Here is a 16,641-nt window from a genome sequence, read left to right on the forward strand (position 1 = left end):
GTGAGCAGAACACCGCGCGAGAGAACGAACCCTGCGGGCAAACGCCCTGGCAAGATCGGCCGCGCCGGCAAGGATGCTCCCGCCGTCGAGCCGCTGAACATCGTCCACGGCGCGCTGCCTTCGCGCGAGGTGATCCTGCGTTTCATCGCCGATCATCCGCAGAAGGCTTCGAAGCGCGAACTCGCCAAGGCTTTCGGCCTCAAGGGTGACAATCGCGTCGAGCTCAAGCACATGCTGCAGGAGCTCGAACAGGAAGGCATGCTGCAGAAGAACCGCAAGTCGCTGATCCGTCCAGGCGCGCTACCGCCGGTTACCGTTCTTGATATCACCACCCGCGACAAGGACGGCGATCTGATTGGCCGGCCGGCGGAATGGCCTGAGGATCAGGGCGTGGCGCCTGCCGTCGCCATTCGCCAGCAATCGCCTGCGGGCCGCCAGGGCAAGGGCAAGGCGCCCGTCGCCGGCCTCGGCGACCGCATCCTGGCGAAGATCTTCCCGGCCGTCGATCGCGGCGGGCCGGCCTATACGGCGCGCATCATCAAGGTGATCGACAAGCGCCGCGGCGCCTCAATGGGTGTTTTCCGCAGTGCGCCGGGCGGCGGCGGCCGGTTGCTGCCGATCGAGCGGCGCGGCGAGGAGATGGTGATCGATCCGGACTATACCGGCGGCGCCAAGGACGGCGATCTGGTCGAGATCGAAATCGCCCGCCTCGGCCGCTTCGGCCTGCCGCGCGCCAAGGTTCTTTCCGTGGTCGGCTCCGTCGGCTCGGAAAAGGCGATCTCGATGATCGCCATCCATGCGCATGGCATCCCGCATGTCTTCCCGCCGGCCGCGATCGCCGAGGCGGAAGCCGCAAAGCCCGCCACGATGTCGCATCGCGAGGATTGGCGCGACGTGCCGCTGATCACCATCGATCCGGCCGACGCCAAGGACCATGACGACGCCGTCTATGCCGAGCTCGACGTCTCGCCCGACAATCCCGGCGGCGTCATCGTTACCGTCGCCATTGCCGACGTCTCCTGGTATGTCCGTCCCAAGTCGCCGCTCGATCGCGAGGCGCTGAAGCGCGGCAATTCCGTCTATTTCCCGGATCGCGTCGTGCCGATGCTGCCGGAGCGCATCTCCAACGATCTCTGCTCGCTGAAGGAAGGCGTCGACCGCCCGGCGCTTGCGGTTCGCATGAGTTTCTCGGGAGAAGGCCGCAAGATCGGCCACACCTTCCATCGCGTCATGATGAAGAGCGCGGCCAAGCTTTCCTACCAGCAGGCCCAGGCGGCGATCGACGGTAATCCCGACGACAAGACGGGACCGATGCTCGAGCCGATCCTGAAGCCGCTCTGGCACGCCTATGAGGTGATGAAGCGCGGACGCGACCGGCGCCAGCCGCTGGAACTCGACATGCCGGAGCGCAAGATCCTGCTGAAGCCCGACGGCACCGTCGACCGGGTCTTCGTGCCGCCGCGGCTCGATGCGCACAAGCTGATCGAAGAGATGATGATCCAGGCGAATGTCGCCGCCGCCGAGACGCTGGAAAAGAAGCGCCAGCCGCTGGTCTATCGCATCCATGACGGCCCGACGCTTGCCAAGCAGGAGGTCCTGCGCGAGTTCCTGGCGACCCTCGGCATCTCGCTCCCCAAGGGCGGCAACGTGCGCGCCAACAGCTTCAACGGCATTCTGGCGAAGGCGGAAGGCACGGCGCACCAGACGATGGTCAATGAGATGGTGCTGCGCTCGCAGAGCCAGGCGATCTACAGCCCTGAGAATATCGGCCATTTCGGCCTGAACCTGATGAAGTATGCGCACTTCACCTCGCCGATCCGCCGCTATGCCGACCTCATCGTGCACCGCGCGCTCGTCGGCTCGCTGGGCTTCGGCGAAGGCGGCATCACCCCCGAGGAAGAAGCCACGCTCGACGATATCGCCGCCGAAATCTCGACATTCGAGCGTCGCGCCATGGCGGCCGAGCGTGAGACCATCGACCGGCTGATCGCCCACCACCTCAGCACCCGCGTCGGCGAGGAGTTTGCCGGCCGTGTCTCCGGGGTGACGAAATCGGGACTCTTTATCTCCTTGCCGGACTATGGCGCCGACGGTTTCGTCCCTATATCTACGCTCGGCACCGACTATTTCATCTATGACGAGGCGCATCAGGCTCTTTCCGGAGAAAAGACGGGGCTCGGCTATCGCCTCGGCGACAGCGTCACCGTGAAGCTTGCCGAGGCAATTCCGCTGGCCGGCGCGCTGCGCTTCGAGATGCTGAGCGAGGGGCGTGAGATGCCGGCGGCGGTGCGTTCCTTCCATAAGGCCGGCCGCCGCGAGAGGGGCCAGGTTCGCAAGAAGCCGGGAACGCGGCCACCGCGCGGGCGCCGCTGAGGCATCGTGCCGAAAGCAGCGATGGTCCGATGATGAACCGGTGCTTTTGGCTTGAAAGAGGAAGACGCGATGAGCACACCGACCGATCCGGTCGTCCGCTACGGGGATAGACCCGAGGCCGAGCGTCCGCTTGGGCGTTCCATCATGCGCGGGCTGTTGAACCGCTGCCCGGCCTGCGGCAACGGCAAGCTCTTTCGCGCCTTCCTGAAGCCTGTGGATCATTGTGCCGCCTGCGGCGAGGCGATGCATCACCATCGCTCCGACGATCTGCCGCCTTATATCGTCATCCTCGTCCTCGGCCACGTCGTGGTCGGCGGCTATACGCTGACCGACATGACTTTCCTGCTGCCGGTATGGGTCCATCTTGCCATCTGGGCGCCGATCACCGTCATCACCGCGCTTGCCTCGATCCAGCCGATCAAGGGCGGCGTCATCGGCCTGCAATGGGCGCTGCGCATGCATGGCTTCGGCGGAGAGAGCGACAGTCCCGACGATTACAACCTTCCTCGCCGGCCGGATTGAGCGCCTTCACCTTCCAGACATATTTAGCGTGTAGTGGCAGCCCTCCACCGACCACCACCGATACGCGGCAGTCGATTATCCGCAACGACTTGACATGGTAAGCTTTTCTTGTCTGAACAGGCTTTACATTCCGCAGATCACATCGGAAATACTGCGAAACGCTGCTCGTCACCTGGATTTGGCACGTCTGTGTCTTTCTATGTGAGGCGAGAGGTCGATTCGCTCGCGCAGCTTTCTAAGGATGGATAAATGTCTCAGCCGAGAAACGGCACACCAGGCGATCTCGAAGAAATTCATTGGCCTTCTCTGGTGGCAGCCGTCTCGTCCATTTCAGCCGTCGGCATAGCAATCGGCCTCGGACTGCCCCTCCTCAGCATCATCCTCGAAAAACGCGGCATCTCCTCCACCCTGATCGGGCTCAACACGGCGATGGCCGGGGTTGCTGCGATGGCCGCCGCGCCTATTACCACCAAGCTCGCCCATAAATACGGCGTTGCCCCGACGATGCTCTGGGCCGTGCTGATTTCGGCGCTGAGTGCGCTCGGCTTCTACTACGCCCAGGATTTCTGGATGTGGTTTCCGCTGCGTTTCGCCTTCCACGGCGCCACGACCACGCTGTTCATCCTCTCCGAATTCTGGATCAACGCCGCCTCGCCGCCTTCCAAGCGCGGCTTCGTGCTCGGCATTTATGCGACGGTGCTCTCCCTGGGTTTCGCGGCCGGACCGCTGCTCTTTTCGCTGCTCGGCAGCGACGGCATCCTCCCCTTTCTGATCGGCGCCGGCGCCATCCTGCTTGCCGCCATTCCGATCTTCATCGCCCGCGACGAAAGCCCGATACTCGAGGAAAAACCGGAGCTGCATTTCATGCGCTACGTATTTCTCGTGCCGACGGCGACGGCGGCCGTCTTCATCTTCGGTGCGGTCGAAGCGGGCGGACTATCGCTTTTCCCGATCTTTGCCGTGCGCGCCCACTTCACCGAATCGCAAGCGGCGCTGCTGCTGACGATGATGGGCGTCGGCAACGTCATCTTCCAGATCCCGCTCGGCTTGCTCTCCGACCGCATCAGAGACAAGCGGCCGCTTCTGGCGGGCATGGCGCTCATGGGATTCGTCGGCTCGATGATGCTGCCGGTACTGGTCAACAACTGGCTGCTGATGGCCGGTATCCTGCTTTTCTGGGGCGGATGCGTCTCCGGCCTTTATACGGTCGGCCTCAGCCATCTCGGATCGCGGCTGACGGGCTCCGACCTTGCGGCGGCCAACGCCGCCTTCGTCTTCTGTTATGCCATGGGAACGGTGGCCGGGCCGCAGGCGATCGGCGCGGCGATCGATGTCGCGGGAAATAACGGTTTTGCCTGGGCAATCGCCGCTTTCTTCGGCCTCTATGCCCTACTTTCCGGCATCAGGTTGATGTTCATTCGAAAACGGACTTGACTTTTCAGGCGGGATTCGTAGTTTCGCGCCAGAATTTGCCGTGGAGCCCCATCCGGCTTCCACGGCTTTCATTTTCTTAAAGGCAGGACGAGCATGGCCAAGGCTACAACAATCAAGATCAAGCTGCTGTCGACAGCCGACACCGGTTTCTTCTACGTCACGACGAAGAACAGCCGTACGATGACGGACAAGATGACGAAGACGAAGTACGACCCGATTGCTAAGAAGCATGTCGAGTTCAAGGAAACCAAGATCAAGTAATCACTGATCCAGGGATTTTCAAAAAGACGCGCGCCCTCGGGTTGCGCGTTTTTTGTTGTTCCGCCCAGTAGCTTTCCTGGAATATGATAGCGCAAACAGACAAAACGCCGCCCTTCCATCTTCGGGAAGTGACGGCGTTTTATTGAAAGGGGGTCGGCCAGCATGCAAAACGGCACGAGGAACCGCTATAGCTTGCCTACTAGCCGACCGACCCCACGACCCAGGAGATGCGGCGGACCTGAGCATCATGGGGTATCGACAACTCCTCCACGGGAGCGCTTCTCTTATGAGCGATAATTTGCGCAAAAATGAAAGAAAATCAACAAATTCTTAATGGTAAAAAATCTGAGTCTGATTCTATGGTTAAAAGTCCAGTTTTGGAACATACAAAGAATCATTGGCTCTGCTTGACTTTAGAGCGCAACGCTCACGTTCCCGAAGAAATTCGGCAATATAAGATAATAACTTACGCCGCCGCTCCCCTTACGTGAGGTGACGCCCTGTCACTCTATTTAGCCTTGTTGGCACCCGCTAATTTTTATAGTTTCTAATTCATCAGCAGCGATGAACGGACGGTTTCAAAAACTATCGCGCGCCAGCACATCACAGCAACGCAGGCTGTCCATTTTTGGGCTATTGAGTTGCAAATTTTTCACCCTGCCTTTTCCCGGCCGGGATTAAAAATCGGTAACAATTTGCTTACCGCAGTGGAAAACCCGGAAAGCGCGGCTAAGGCGGCAAATGATTCGTCAGGCGGCTGCGGCGACCACGCGATTGCGGCCTGTATTCTTGGCCTCGTAGAGAGCCAGATCCGCCTGCTTCATCAGCTGATCAGGGGTCAAGACGGCTGCAATACGTGAGGATATGCCGAAGGAAGCGGTGACGTTCAGCGCCTGACCGGAATGTTTCAGCAGGAAGGGCGCGCTTTCGACCGCCGCACGCAGACGCTCGGCGACGGCAGCGGCAATTTCCGGCGAGGTATCGGGCATCACGACGACGAATTCCTCGCCGCCATAGCGGCAGGCGAGATCGGCGCCGCGAATGGTCGAGCGCACGCGGTTTGCGAATTCCCGCAGCACCTCATCGCCGCCATCATGACCGTAGGTGTCGTTCACCTGCTTGAAGCGGTCGATATCGGTGATCAGCACCGAGAGCGGCCGGCCACGCGCCATCGAACGGTTGAAAAGCACGTTCAGGTGATTATCGAGGTAGCGCCTGTTGTAGAGACCGGTCAGCGGATCGGTCACGGCAAGCTCGATCGTCTGTTTGACGCTGTTGCGCAGGCGGTCGTTGTAGCGCTTGCGACGGATCTGCGTCAGGCTGCGGGCCACCAACTCATTGGGATCGACCGGGCGGATGATGTAGTCGTTGACGCCGAGATCGAGCGCGCGAACGACCATCTCGTCGGCGCCCTGCTCGGTGATGATCAGGATCGGCAGAAAGCGCGTGCGTTCCAGCGAACGCAGTTGCGAGCAGAGGCGAAGCGGATCGTAATCGTCGAAATTGGCGTTGACGATGACGAGATCGAACGCGTTTTCGGCCGCCTCGAAGAGGGCAGCCTGCGGATCGGAAAGGGCAATCACGTCGGCGACGGGCTTCAGCGCTTTGACGATGCGCTCCTGCGAATTGGCGCGGCCGTCGACGAGAAGCACCTGGCCGGCCTCGTCGGCGCGGCCCTCGCCTCCCCGCATCAGGTCGTCCATGCCCATCGTATGGGCGGTATCGGCGCGGATGCGCAGTTCATCGCTCAAGGTCTTCAGCCGAAGCAGGCTCTTTACCCGGGAGATCAGCTGCAGGTCGTTGACCGGCTTGGTCAGGAAATCATCGGCGCCGGCCTTCAGACCGCGCACGCGATCGGCGGGCTGGTCGAGCGCGGTGACCATGACGACAGGAATATGGGCGGTTCTCTGGCTGGCCTTCAGCCGCTCGCAGACCTCGAAACCATCGATCCCGGGCATCATGATGTCGAGCAGGATCAGATCGACTTGGTTGCGCTCGCAGATCGCCAGGGCCTCGTAGCCGTCGGCTGCGGTCATCACGTCGAAATATTCCGCCAGCAGCCGCGCTTCGAGCAGCTTCACGTTGGCCGGAATATCGTCAACCACCAGTATTCGCGCAGTCATAACGGTCTTTCCGATGCGTCAGGCATCGCCCAGATAGGTCTTGATCGTCTCGATGAATTTCGGAACCGAGATCGGCTTGGAAACATAAGCCTCGCAGCCGCCCTGGCGGATCCGCTCCTCGTCGCCCTTCATCGCGAAAGCGGTGACGGCGATCACGGGAATCACGTGCAGCTCGTCGTCTTCCTTGAGCCATTTGGTGACTTCCAGGCCGGAGACCTCGGGAAGCTGGATATCCATGAGGATGAGGTCAGGGCGATGCTTGCGCGCCAGATCGAGCGCCTCCATGCCGTTTCTCGTCTGAATCGTGGTATAGCCAGACGCCTCGATCAGGTCGCGAAAGAGCTTCATGTTCAGCTCGTTATCTTCTACAATCATCACCTGTTTGGGCATGACAAGCTGTCCCTACGTCCGTTCGCGCAGTCGTTCGTCCCATGAGAAATGCACATGCGGACAAATAGCTCCGTGAAACCGATAGCGCACGCTACCGGTATTTGGTTGAAGAAAAGGTAACTTACCCCTCGAAATGCAAAGCAACTTCAAGACCTCGAAACAACAAGCCGCCGACCCGCACGAGACGGCGATCGCCGTTCTTGGCTGGCTTGCCGACGACGCCGAGATGTTCGGCCGCTTCCTCGCGCTCACCGGTGTGGCCCCTGCCCAAGTGCGGGGCGCCGTCAACGATCCGGGATTTCTCGCCGGCTTGATGGATTTCCTGATGAACCACGAACCGACGGCGATGGCCTTCTGCACGGCGAGTGGCATCAGCCCGGAGGCGGTGACCGCCGCCTGGCGGCATTTTTCCTCGCCCTGCCTCGATTCCGGAGAGTATTGACGGTGATCGGCGCAGCGGAACTCGACATCTCGCATATCCGCCTCGGCGAACGGCCGCTGATCGTCTGCGACGTCGACGATGTCGTGCTGCAGTTCATCGGCCCTTTCCAGCTTTTCATTCAAAGCCTGGGCCATGAATTCCTGCCGCGATCGTTCCGTCTCCACGGCAACATCGTCTCGATGGCGAATGGCGCGGAGATCGAGGACCAGCATGTCAGCCGGCTGATCGAAGAATTCTTCGAATCGCAGGAGCTGTGGCAGACGCCGCTCGATCAGGTCGTCGAGACACTCGATCGGCTTTCGCAAGAGGCCGACATCCTTTTCCTGACGGCGATGCCGCCGCGGTTTCAGGATCAGCGCCGACGACTGCTCGACAGAATAGGCCTTCTCTTTCCGCTGCTTGCCAGTGAACAGCCCAAAGGGCCGATCGTTCACGCATTGCATGCCAGCCGCTCCCTTCCTGTCGTCTTCATCGATGATATGGCGCGCAATCTGCATTCCGTCAGGGATCACGTCCCCGATTGCCTGCTCATTCACCTGATGCCGAGTTCACCCGTCCACCGTTTCGCACCGGCAGCGGCCGATGACATCACCCGGGCCACCGACTGGACCCATGCGGCCGCACTCATCGAGGCGCATTCCTTTCCGGCACGCTCAATCGCGCAGCTCCAGCCGCATGAGCGGACGGCCATCCTTGCGCCTTGCCACCGTCTCGAAACCGGCTGCATCGAAGATCGCCGTCGAGCCGATGCAGAGTGTCACGGATTTCGACTGCTTCACATGATCGATCGGGCAGGCTTCGAGGAGCCGTGCATCGTGGCGCCGCGCATGGTCGATCGCGCCGGCGAGCAGGCGATGGCTTAATCCCTTGCCGCGGAGTTTCGGCAGCAGGAAGAAGCAACTGACGGCCCAGATCGATGGATCATGCGCGTCACCCTCCTCCAGCGGTCGCGAGACTGTACGCAGCGAATTGAACTGCGGCACATCGTAGCGCGGCCCGACCTGCACCCAGGCGGCCGGCGCGCCCTCGGCGTAACAGAGAATGCCCGGCGGCGGGCCTGCGTGGATCCGGTCCCGGATATGCGCCTTGCGCTCCTCGGCCGACATTTTCGTCTTCACCGCATGCGGAAGGCGTAGCGCGACGCACCAGCAATTATAGAAGGCGCCCTGCGGCCCGAACAGGATTTCGAAATCGCCCCAGCGCTCTGCCGTTACCGGCTCGAAACAAAGATCGTTATCCAAAGGCAAAGCTCCGGCCTCTCTTGAGACTCGTAAGCTTAAGGCGTAACGTCGCCACGTTCAATCTTTGTTCTCATGATGACATCCGCCCCTGACAAGACACCCGGCTTCTGTCGCGACTGCCTTGCCGAGCAGAAGGGCGAAGCGCGCCGTTGCGTGTCCTGCGGCAGCCCCCGTCTCGCGCGCCATCGCGAACTCTACGCCTTGACGCTTGCCCATATCGACTGCGACGCCTTCTATGCGGCGGTCGAAAAACGCGACAATCCCGAACTTGCCGACAAGCCGGTGATCATCGGCGGCGGCAAACGCGGTGTCGTCTCCACCGCCTGCTACATCGCCCGCATCCATGGCGTGCGTTCGGCGATGCCGATGTTCAAGGCACTGGAGGCATGTCCCGAGGCGATCGTCATCCGCCCCGACATGGAGAAATATGTCCGGGTTGGGCGCCAAGTGCGGGCGATGATGCAGGACCTGACGCCGCTGGTGCAGCCGCTGTCGATCGACGAAGCCTTCCTGGAGCTTGGCGGCACGGAGAGGCTGCATCACGATCCGCCGGCGCGCACGCTCGCCAAATTCGCCCGCCGTGTCGAAAAAGAGATCGGCATCACCGTTTCTGTCGGGCTTTCCTATTGCAAATTCCTCGCCAAGGTTGCTTCCGATCTGCAGAAACCGCGCGGCTTTTCCATCATCGGCCGGGACGAAGCGGTGGAATTTCTGGCACCGCGTCCCGTCACGACCATCTGGGGCGTCGGCAAGGCCTTTGCGGCAACGCTCGAGGCGGACGGCATCCGCACCATCGGCCAGTTGCAGCAGATGGAGGAGAACGACCTTATGCGCCGCTACGGCAGCATCGGCCAGCGGCTCGCCCGGCTGTCGCGCGGCGTTGACGACCGCGAGGTGCATCTCAACGATGCGGCCAAGAGTGTCTCGGCCGAAACGACCTTTTTCGACGACATTTCACGTTATGACGATCTGGTGCCGATCCTGCGCAACCTTTCCGAAAAGGTCTCATGGCGGCTGAAGAAAAACGATATTGCCGGGCAGACCGTTGTGCTGAAGCTGAAGAGCGCCGACTTCAAGATACGCACGCGCAACCGCAAGCTCGAAGACCCGACCCAGCTTGCCGACAGGATCTTCCGCATCGGGCTCGAGCTTCTTGAAAAAGAGACTGATGGTACGAAGTTCCGCCTGCTCGGCATCGGCGTCACCGATCTCGGCGATGCCGCCCGCGCCGACCCGCCGGATCTGATCGACAGACAATCCGGCCGGCGAGCGGCCGCCGAAGCAGCGATGGACAAGCTGCGCGACAAGTTCGGCAAGAGCACGGTCGAGACCGGCTATACGTTCGGCAGCGGCAAGCGTGATCATTAAAGCGTGAGCTCAGCTCGCCATCCCGCCTATAAAATCTTCCTTAAACTTCGTCCCATAATGTGCCGGACCAGTATTGCGTATGGTTGGGTATCATGTTTTCGCGTCTCGCCCTAGGCCTCGGCTTGCTGTCGGCCACAGCACTCGTGCACCCTGCTTTTGCCGCGGATGCACGCACGCTGCAGATCTTCGTCTCGAAGAGCAAGCAGTCGCTTGCGGTCTATGACGGCACCGAGGTCGTCACGACCTCGAAGGTCTCGACCGGCAAGGACGGCCACACGACGCCGAGCGGCATCTTCTCGGTGCTCGAAAAGCAGAGATATCACGAATCCAACATCTATTCGAACGCGCCGATGCCCTTCATGCAGCGGCTGACATGGTCCGGCATCGCGCTGCACGAATCCAATTCGGTGCCGCGTTATCCGGCCTCACATGGCTGCGTGCGCATGCCCGGGGCTTTTGCAAAAATGCTCTACGGCATGACCGGCACCGGTATCCCGGTCATTATCAGCGACGGCGAATTGGCGCCGCAGCCGATCGACCATCCCACTCTTTTCCATCCGGATATGCCGGCGGCGATGCCGCTGCTTTCCGACGTCGAGCTGCGGCCTGCAATGCCTGTCAGCCCGCAAATGCCGGTGCAGGTGGCGATGAACGATACGGCCGCGATACCGATGCCGGCTGCATCGCCGAAGACCGAGCCGCCGTCCGAGCCGATCAGCATGCTGATCACCCGCCGCACCCTACGCGAGACGGTCATCGACATCCAGACCCTTCTCAACCAGCTCGGCTTTTCCGCCGGTGATCCCGACGGACTTCTCGGCCCGACGACCGTGCAGGCGATCAAGGCCTTCAAGACGCTGCGGCCGGCGGAATTTGACGGCGACAGGAGCCTGATCTCCGATACGCTGCTCAAGGCCGTCTACGCCGCCGCCGGCAAGGGCGCGCCGCCGAACGGCGTCATCATGGTGCGGCGGGCATTCAAGCCGATATTCGAAGCCCCGGTCACGATCGCAGATCCTGGCCTGGCGCTCGGCACGCATTTCTTCACGCTGCATGCGGTCGACGAGACCGCTGGCACGGCGGAATGGCTCGGCGTGACGCTCACGAACAACCTGTCCCGCGAGACGATGAAACGGCTCGGCATCACCAACCAGGAAAGCTCGATCCTCACGGGCCGACCGATTGCCCGCTCGCTCAGCCGCATCGAGATCCCCGAGGAGACCCGCAGCAAGATCGACGCGCTGATCGCGCCGGGCTCGACGCTGACGATCTCCGATACCGGCGTCGGCACAGAGACCGGCGAAGGCACGAATTTCATCACGATCACCCGGGGCTGATCAAACAAGTTCGACGTCCACCACTCCCGGAGCGGCGCGAAGAGCGGCGGCGATCTCAGGCGTGATGCGGTATTTCTCCGGCAGCGCCACTTCCACCTCGCGTTTGCCCTCTTCCTTGATGACGATGAAGGAAACGAGGCCGTCGCCCTTGGCGTTGAGATGGCCGGCCACCATTTTCAGCGGCCCGGAATCTCTGACATAGACGCGCAGCGCCTTCTGCATCTGCAGCGACTTTTCCTCCAGCGACTGGATCGTCTGGATGCGCAAACCGATACCCTCCGGCCGCTCCTCCCCGGTCGCCGTCAGCAGGAAGGATTTTCCCGATTCCAGTATGTCGCGATACTGGTTCAGCATCTCCGAAAACAGCACGGCCTCGAACTGGCCCGACGAATCCGAAAAGACGATGATGCCCATCTTGTTGCCGGTGCGGGTCTTGCGCTCCTGCTTCGAGATGACGGTTCCGGCAAGGCGCGCATTGGTGGCGCCCTGCTTGATGGCGGACGAGAACTCGGCGAATGTCTGCACGCGCATCTTCTGCAGGATGTTGTTGTAGGAATCGAGCGGGTGGGCGGTCAGATAGAAGCCCAGCACCTGGAATTCCTTGAGCAGCCGCTCCGAAGCCAGCCAGGGTGAATAGGGCGGCAGAGAGATCTTCTCCGGCCCTGACGTCAGCGTGCTGCCGAAAATATCCGACTGGCCGCTCAGCTTGTTTTCCTGGGCGCGCTGGGCGTAACCGAGGACACGGTCGAGGCCGGCTGCCAGCTGCGCGCGGTCCGTGCCGAAGCAATCGAAGGCGCCGGCATAGATCAGGCTTTCGAGCACGCGGCGGTTCACCTGGCGCGGATCGATGCGCAGGCAGAAATCCTCGATGCTGGCAAAGGGCTTATCGCCCCGCACCTCGACGACATGGTCGACGGCGGATTCGCCGACACCCTTGAGGGCGGCGAGCGCATAATAGATGCGGTTGTCGCCGGTTTCGAAATGGCGGAAGGAGGTCTGCACCGAAGGGGCGATCACCTCGATGCCGAGACGCTTGGCGTCCTGACGGAAATCATTGACCTTTTCCGTGTTGGACATGTCGAGGGTCATCGAGGCGGCGAGGAATTCGACCGGATAATGCGCCTTCATATAGGCCGTCTGGTAGGAGACGATGGCGTAGGCGGCGGCATGCGACTTGTTGAAGCCGTAATTGGCGAACTTCGCCAGCAGTTCGAAGATATTGTCGGCTTGCGGCTTCGATACGCCGTTCTTGACGGCGCCATCGACAAAGCGTTCGCGCTGCTGGTCCATTTCGGCCTTGATCTTCTTACCCATGGCGCGGCGCAAAAGATCGGCTTCTCCGAGCGAATAACCGGACAGGACCTGGGCGATCTGCATCACCTGTTCCTGATAGACGATGACCCCCTGGGTTTCTTTGAGCAGGTGGTCGATCATCGGATGGATCGATTCCAGCTCTTCGTCACCGTGCTTGCGGGCGTTGTAGGTAGGGATGTTCTCCATCGGGCCCGGACGATAGAGCGCCACCAGCGCAATGATGTCCTCGATGCAGTCCGGCTTCATGCCGATCAGGGCCTTGCGCATGCCCGCACTTTCCACCTGGAACACGCCAACCGTCTCGCCGCGCGACAGCATCTCGTAGGTCGGTTTATCATCGAGAGGAATGGAGGCGAGATCGACATTGATGCCGCGCTTGGCGACGAAATCGACCGCGACCTTCAAGACCGTCAGCGTCTTCAGTCCGAGGAAGTCGAACTTTACGAGGCCAGCCTGCTCCACCCACTTCATGTTGAACTGGGTAACCGGCATGTCGGAGCGCGGATCGCGATACATCGGCACGAGCTTGGACAGCGGCCGGTCGCCGATGACGATGCCGGCGGCATGCGTCGAGGCATGGCGGTAAAGCCCCTCGATCTTCTGGGCGATGTCGAGCAGGCGCGCGACCACAGGCTCCTTTGCCGCCTCTTCCTGCAGCTTCGGCTCTTCCTCAATCGCCTTGGAGAGCGGCGTCGGATTGGCCGGGTTGTTCGGCACCAGCTTGCAGATCTTGTCGACCTGGCCATAGGGCATTTCGAGCACGCGGCCGACGTCGCGCAGCGCTGCGCGCGCCTGCAGCGAACCGAAGGTGATGATCTGCGCCACCTGCTCGCGGCCATATTTGGCCTGGACGTAGCGGATCACCTCTTCGCGGCGGTCCTGACAGAAGTCGATGTCGAAGTCCGGCATCGAAACGCGTTCCGGATTGAGGAAGCGCTCGAAGAGCAGCGAGAAGCGCAGAGGATCGACGTCGGTGATCGTCAATGCATAGGCGACCAGAGAACCGGCGCCCGAACCGCGGCCGGGCCCGACCGGAATGTCATGCTGCTTGGCCCATTTGATGAAGTCGGCAACGATGAGGAAGTAGCCGGGGAAGCGCATACGCTCGATGACGCTGAGCTCGAATTCCAGCCGCTCGCGATAATCCTTTTCTTCGTAGCCCGGCGACATGCCGAGCGTGGCAAGCCGCATATCGAGCCCTTCGACCGCCTGGCGGCGCAATTCGCCGGCCTCGGCGCGCTCGGCCTCCTCGGCATCGTCGGTGGCGCCGGTGAAGCGCGGCAGGATCGGCTTCCGCGTCTTCAGCACGAAGGAGCAGCGCCTGGCGATCTCGATCGTATTCTCCAGCGCTTCCGGCAGGTCGGCAAAAAGCTTGGCCATCTCGGCGCGGCTCTTCAGGTAGTGATCCGGGGTCAGGCGAAAGCGGCTGTCGTCGGAGACGATGGCGTTGTGCGCGACCGCCATCAGCGCATCATGGGCATCGTAATCGTCGCGCGTCGGGAAGAAGGCCTCGTTGGTCGCCACCAGCGGCAAGTCGTGCGCATAGGCGAGCCCGACAATCTTCTGCTCATGCCGCTTGTCGTAGGTGCCGTGGCGCTGCAGTTCGACATAGAGCCTGTCGCCGAAGAGGCGCTTCAGCAGGAGCAGTCGAGCTTCCGCCTGGGCGGCATGGCCTTCCTTAATCGCCGCGTCGACCGGTCCGGTGAGCGCACCGGTCAGGGCGATCAGCCCCTCGGTGCCCGCCTCCTCCAGCCATGACGCGCGGACATGGATGGCCTGATTGCCCTCGCCGCCGAGATAGGCGCGGCTGACGAGATCGACCAGCCGTTCGTAACCAGCCTCTGTCGCAGCAAGAAGAACGATCGACGGTAGCTTGACTAGCGCCTGCTGGCCGCCGCGCTTTTCCGTTTCCAGCCCGTCTTCCATGTCGATCGAGACCTGGCAGCCGATGATCGGCTGCAGACCCTCGTCCATCGCCTTCTGAGAGAATTCCAGCGCGATGAACAGATTGTTGGTGTCGGTGATGGCGATCGCCGGCTGACTGTCGCCGGTCGCCTTATAGAGGATCTTCTTGAGAGGCAGCGCGCCCTCGAGGAGCGAATAGGCGGAGTGGACCCTCAGGTGGATGAAGCCCGGCGTGCCGCCGGTCGCCTCAGCCGTAGAACCTTTTGCCGTCTCCGCCATGAAATGCCTTCCCAATCACCCGAATGAATCGGACGCATTGTCGGCATTGAGGGCGATGATGTCCAGAAGAAGTCCCGCGTCCGGACCGCATGGCTGCCATGCGATCCCCTGAAAACTTTAGATGGCGATGACGATCAGCGAAAAGCTAGCAACGAACATTGCGATGGAGGTGAATGCTGCGATATCACGGATCATGTCAGTCATTTGGCTCTCCTTTACTCGTTATGTTTTTAATTTGTTCCATCTATGTTCCGATGTCAACAGGAATCTTTTCCTTCATGGTTGCGTTTGAAAAATCCCGTGGGGCGCGTGCGAATCAGCTTTGCTCGGCACTGGTGTGAGAATGCCTTCGTCAACCGGCTCGGTGTCTCGACTGAAAACCGGTCCGCGCTGATCATCTAGCAACGGCGACCTCACTCGCGATTTTGTTCTTCTTATGTTCTTTTTGCCGTGTTACATGTATAACGGATGAGTCAGGGGAAGACGACAATGCTCGACACCACGATGCTGAACGACTTTATCGTAGAGGCCAAGGCCGCCACCTATGTCGGCGATGGTGTGCCTCGCCTACCTTGCCGGCCGGGCTCTCACGATATCGGATATGAACGCGGCGATTGGCGCTATCTCGACAACTATTTCGGCGGTACCGATTTCGCCGGACAGGAGGTGGTGTGGTTCGGGGAGCCCGTATGGGCGATGAACTATTTCGGCTGCGTCATCGCCCCTGACCTCATCGATGGGCGCGCGGCCGGGACGGTGATCAAGGCAGCTCTCTCGGCAATGTATCGGCAAGGCCGGTTTCTCGGCGGCATGGAATTCGACCATCCGCTCGGCCGCTATATCGACCGCAGCGAAGGTGGCTGCAACAGGTTCAGCGGCCATGAATGCATCATGGTCGACGGCCGAAAAGCTTATGTGCTCGATTATTGCGGCGGTCTGGTTATCCCTTGAAGCCGACCTCAGAAATCGACGATCTTTCCGTCGGAGATCGTCACGCGCCGATCCATTCGCCGGGCAAGCTCGTGATTATGTGTGGCGATGAGAGCTGCAAGGCCCGACTGGCGCACCAGCGCCTCCAGCGCATCGAAGACGTAGCTTGCCGTTTCCGGGTCTAGATTGCCGGTCGGCTCGTCGGCCAGAAGCAGGGTCGGCGCATTGGCGACGGCGCGGGCGATTGCGACGCGCTGCTGCTCGCCGCCGGAAAGTTCGCCAGGGCGATGGGCGCCTCGGTGGCCGATGCGCATGTAATCGAGAAGCTGGCCGGCCCGCTCTCCGGCTTCCTTCCAGGACAGCCCGGCGATCAGCTGCGGCATCATGATGTTCTCAAGTGCGGAAAATTCCGGCAGCAGGTGGTGGAACTGGTAGACGAAGCCGATTTCGCTACGGCGGATCGCGGTACGCTTCTCGTCGGAAAGGCCGTCGCAGGCGTGGCCATTGATGGTGACTTCACCGCCGTCGGGATGTTCGAGCAGACCCGCGACATGCAGCAGCGTCGACTTGCCGGTGCCGGAGGGAGCAACGAGCGCGACCATCTCGCCTTTCGACAGCGAGAAATCCGCGCCTTTCAGGATGGCGAGCAGCGTATCGCCCTGCCCGTAATGGCGCTCGACGCCGGTAAGCTTGAGAACGACGTTGCGTTTCATGAAGGCGGC

The 16,641-nt window shown here is 61.3% G+C and carries 13 protein-coding genes and 1 pseudogene; 9 read left to right on the forward strand and 5 right to left on the reverse strand.

Annotated elements, in window-relative coordinates:
• From rnr to rpmG, 4 genes are all read left to right on the forward strand, one after another.
• Nucleotides 1-2,373 carry a ribonuclease R gene (gene rnr / locus ATY77_RS14540; protein WP_088687889.1) on the forward strand — a complete coding sequence of 791 codons (2,373 nt, stop codon included), beginning with the start codon at nt 1-3 and terminating at the stop codon, nt 2,371-2,373.
• A 69-nt stretch (nt 2,374-2,442) separates the two neighbouring features.
• The gene (locus ATY77_RS14545) at nt 2,443-2,895 is read left to right on the forward strand and encodes a DUF983 domain-containing protein (protein WP_088687890.1); all 453 of its coding nucleotides are present in this window, start codon (nt 2,443-2,445) and stop codon (nt 2,893-2,895) included.
• A 249-nt stretch (nt 2,896-3,144) separates the two neighbouring features.
• Entirely contained in the window at nt 3,145-4,329 is a 1,185-nt protein-coding gene (locus ATY77_RS14550; protein ID WP_088687891.1) for an MFS transporter, read from the forward strand.
• A 93-nt stretch (nt 4,330-4,422) separates the two neighbouring features.
• On the forward strand, nt 4,423-4,590 hold the full coding sequence (gene rpmG, locus ATY77_RS14555) for a 50S ribosomal protein L33 (RefSeq protein WP_003587245.1): 168 nt from the start codon (nt 4,423-4,425) through the stop codon (nt 4,588-4,590).
• A 749-nt stretch (nt 4,591-5,339) separates the two neighbouring features.
• Here rpmG and ATY77_RS14560 read toward each other — a convergent pair.
• Together ATY77_RS14560 and ATY77_RS14565 are read right to left on the reverse strand one after the other, a co-directional pair.
• Entirely contained in the window at nt 5,340-6,713 is a 1,374-nt protein-coding gene (locus tag ATY77_RS14560; RefSeq protein ID WP_088687892.1) for a PleD family two-component system response regulator, read from the reverse strand.
• A gap of 18 nt (nt 6,714-6,731) precedes the next feature.
• The gene (locus ATY77_RS14565) at nt 6,732-7,103 is read right to left on the reverse strand and encodes a response regulator (RefSeq protein WP_003547430.1); all 372 of its coding nucleotides are present in this window, start codon (nt 7,101-7,103) and stop codon (nt 6,732-6,734) included.
• A gap of 133 nt (nt 7,104-7,236) precedes the next feature.
• On the opposite strand from ATY77_RS14565, the gene ATY77_RS14570 reads away from it, so the two are divergent.
• Both ATY77_RS14570 and ATY77_RS33180 read left to right on the forward strand, forming a co-directional pair.
• Nucleotides 7,237-7,545, forward strand: coding sequence for a DUF3572 domain-containing protein (locus tag ATY77_RS14570; RefSeq protein WP_088687893.1), 309 nt, complete (start codon nt 7,237-7,239; stop codon nt 7,543-7,545).
• Nucleotides 7,546-7,550: 5 nt separating this feature from the next.
• Nucleotides 7,551-8,224: pseudogene (locus ATY77_RS33180) on the forward strand (hypothetical protein).
• On the opposite strand, the gene ATY77_RS14580 reads toward ATY77_RS33180, so the two are convergent.
• Entirely contained in the window at nt 8,199-8,786 is a 588-nt protein-coding gene (locus tag ATY77_RS14580) for a GNAT family N-acetyltransferase (protein ID WP_088687894.1), read from the reverse strand. The pseudogene ATY77_RS33180 and the gene ATY77_RS14580 overlap by 26 nt on opposite strands.
• 75 nt (nt 8,787-8,861) lie before the next feature.
• Here ATY77_RS14580 and ATY77_RS14585 point away from each other — a divergent pair, with 75 nt between their 5' ends.
• Complete coding sequence (locus tag ATY77_RS14585) at nt 8,862-10,154, forward strand: DNA polymerase IV (RefSeq protein WP_088688226.1); 1,293 nt, start codon at nt 8,862-8,864, stop codon at nt 10,152-10,154.
• Nucleotides 10,155-10,246: 92 nt separating this feature from the next.
• Nucleotides 10,247-11,491 carry a L,D-transpeptidase family protein gene (locus tag ATY77_RS14590; protein WP_088687895.1) on the forward strand — a complete coding sequence of 415 codons (1,245 nt, stop codon included), beginning with the start codon at nt 10,247-10,249 and terminating at the stop codon, nt 11,489-11,491.
• Here the strand turns inward: ATY77_RS14590 and dnaE are convergent, their stop codons facing one another.
• The gene (dnaE, locus tag ATY77_RS14595; protein ID WP_088687896.1) at nt 11,492-14,989 is read right to left on the reverse strand and encodes a DNA polymerase III subunit alpha; all 3,498 of its coding nucleotides are present in this window, start codon (nt 14,987-14,989) and stop codon (nt 11,492-11,494) included.
• A 489-nt stretch (nt 14,990-15,478) separates the two neighbouring features.
• On the opposite strand from dnaE, the gene ATY77_RS14600 reads away from it, so the two are divergent.
• Nucleotides 15,479-15,940 carry a DUF5680 domain-containing protein gene (locus ATY77_RS14600; protein ID WP_088687897.1) on the forward strand — a complete coding sequence of 154 codons (462 nt, stop codon included), beginning with the start codon at nt 15,479-15,481 and terminating at the stop codon, nt 15,938-15,940.
• Between the two features lie 8 nt (nt 15,941-15,948).
• Here the strand turns inward: ATY77_RS14600 and ATY77_RS14605 are convergent, their stop codons facing one another.
• Nucleotides 15,949-16,632 carry an ABC transporter ATP-binding protein gene (locus ATY77_RS14605; protein WP_088687898.1) on the reverse strand — a complete coding sequence of 228 codons (684 nt, stop codon included), beginning with the start codon at nt 16,630-16,632 and terminating at the stop codon, nt 15,949-15,951.
• Nucleotides 16,633-16,641 lie beyond the last annotated feature (9 nt).

Source organism: Rhizobium sp. R634 (assembly GCF_002211305.1).
Classification (GTDB): domain Bacteria; phylum Pseudomonadota; class Alphaproteobacteria; order Rhizobiales; family Rhizobiaceae; genus Rhizobium.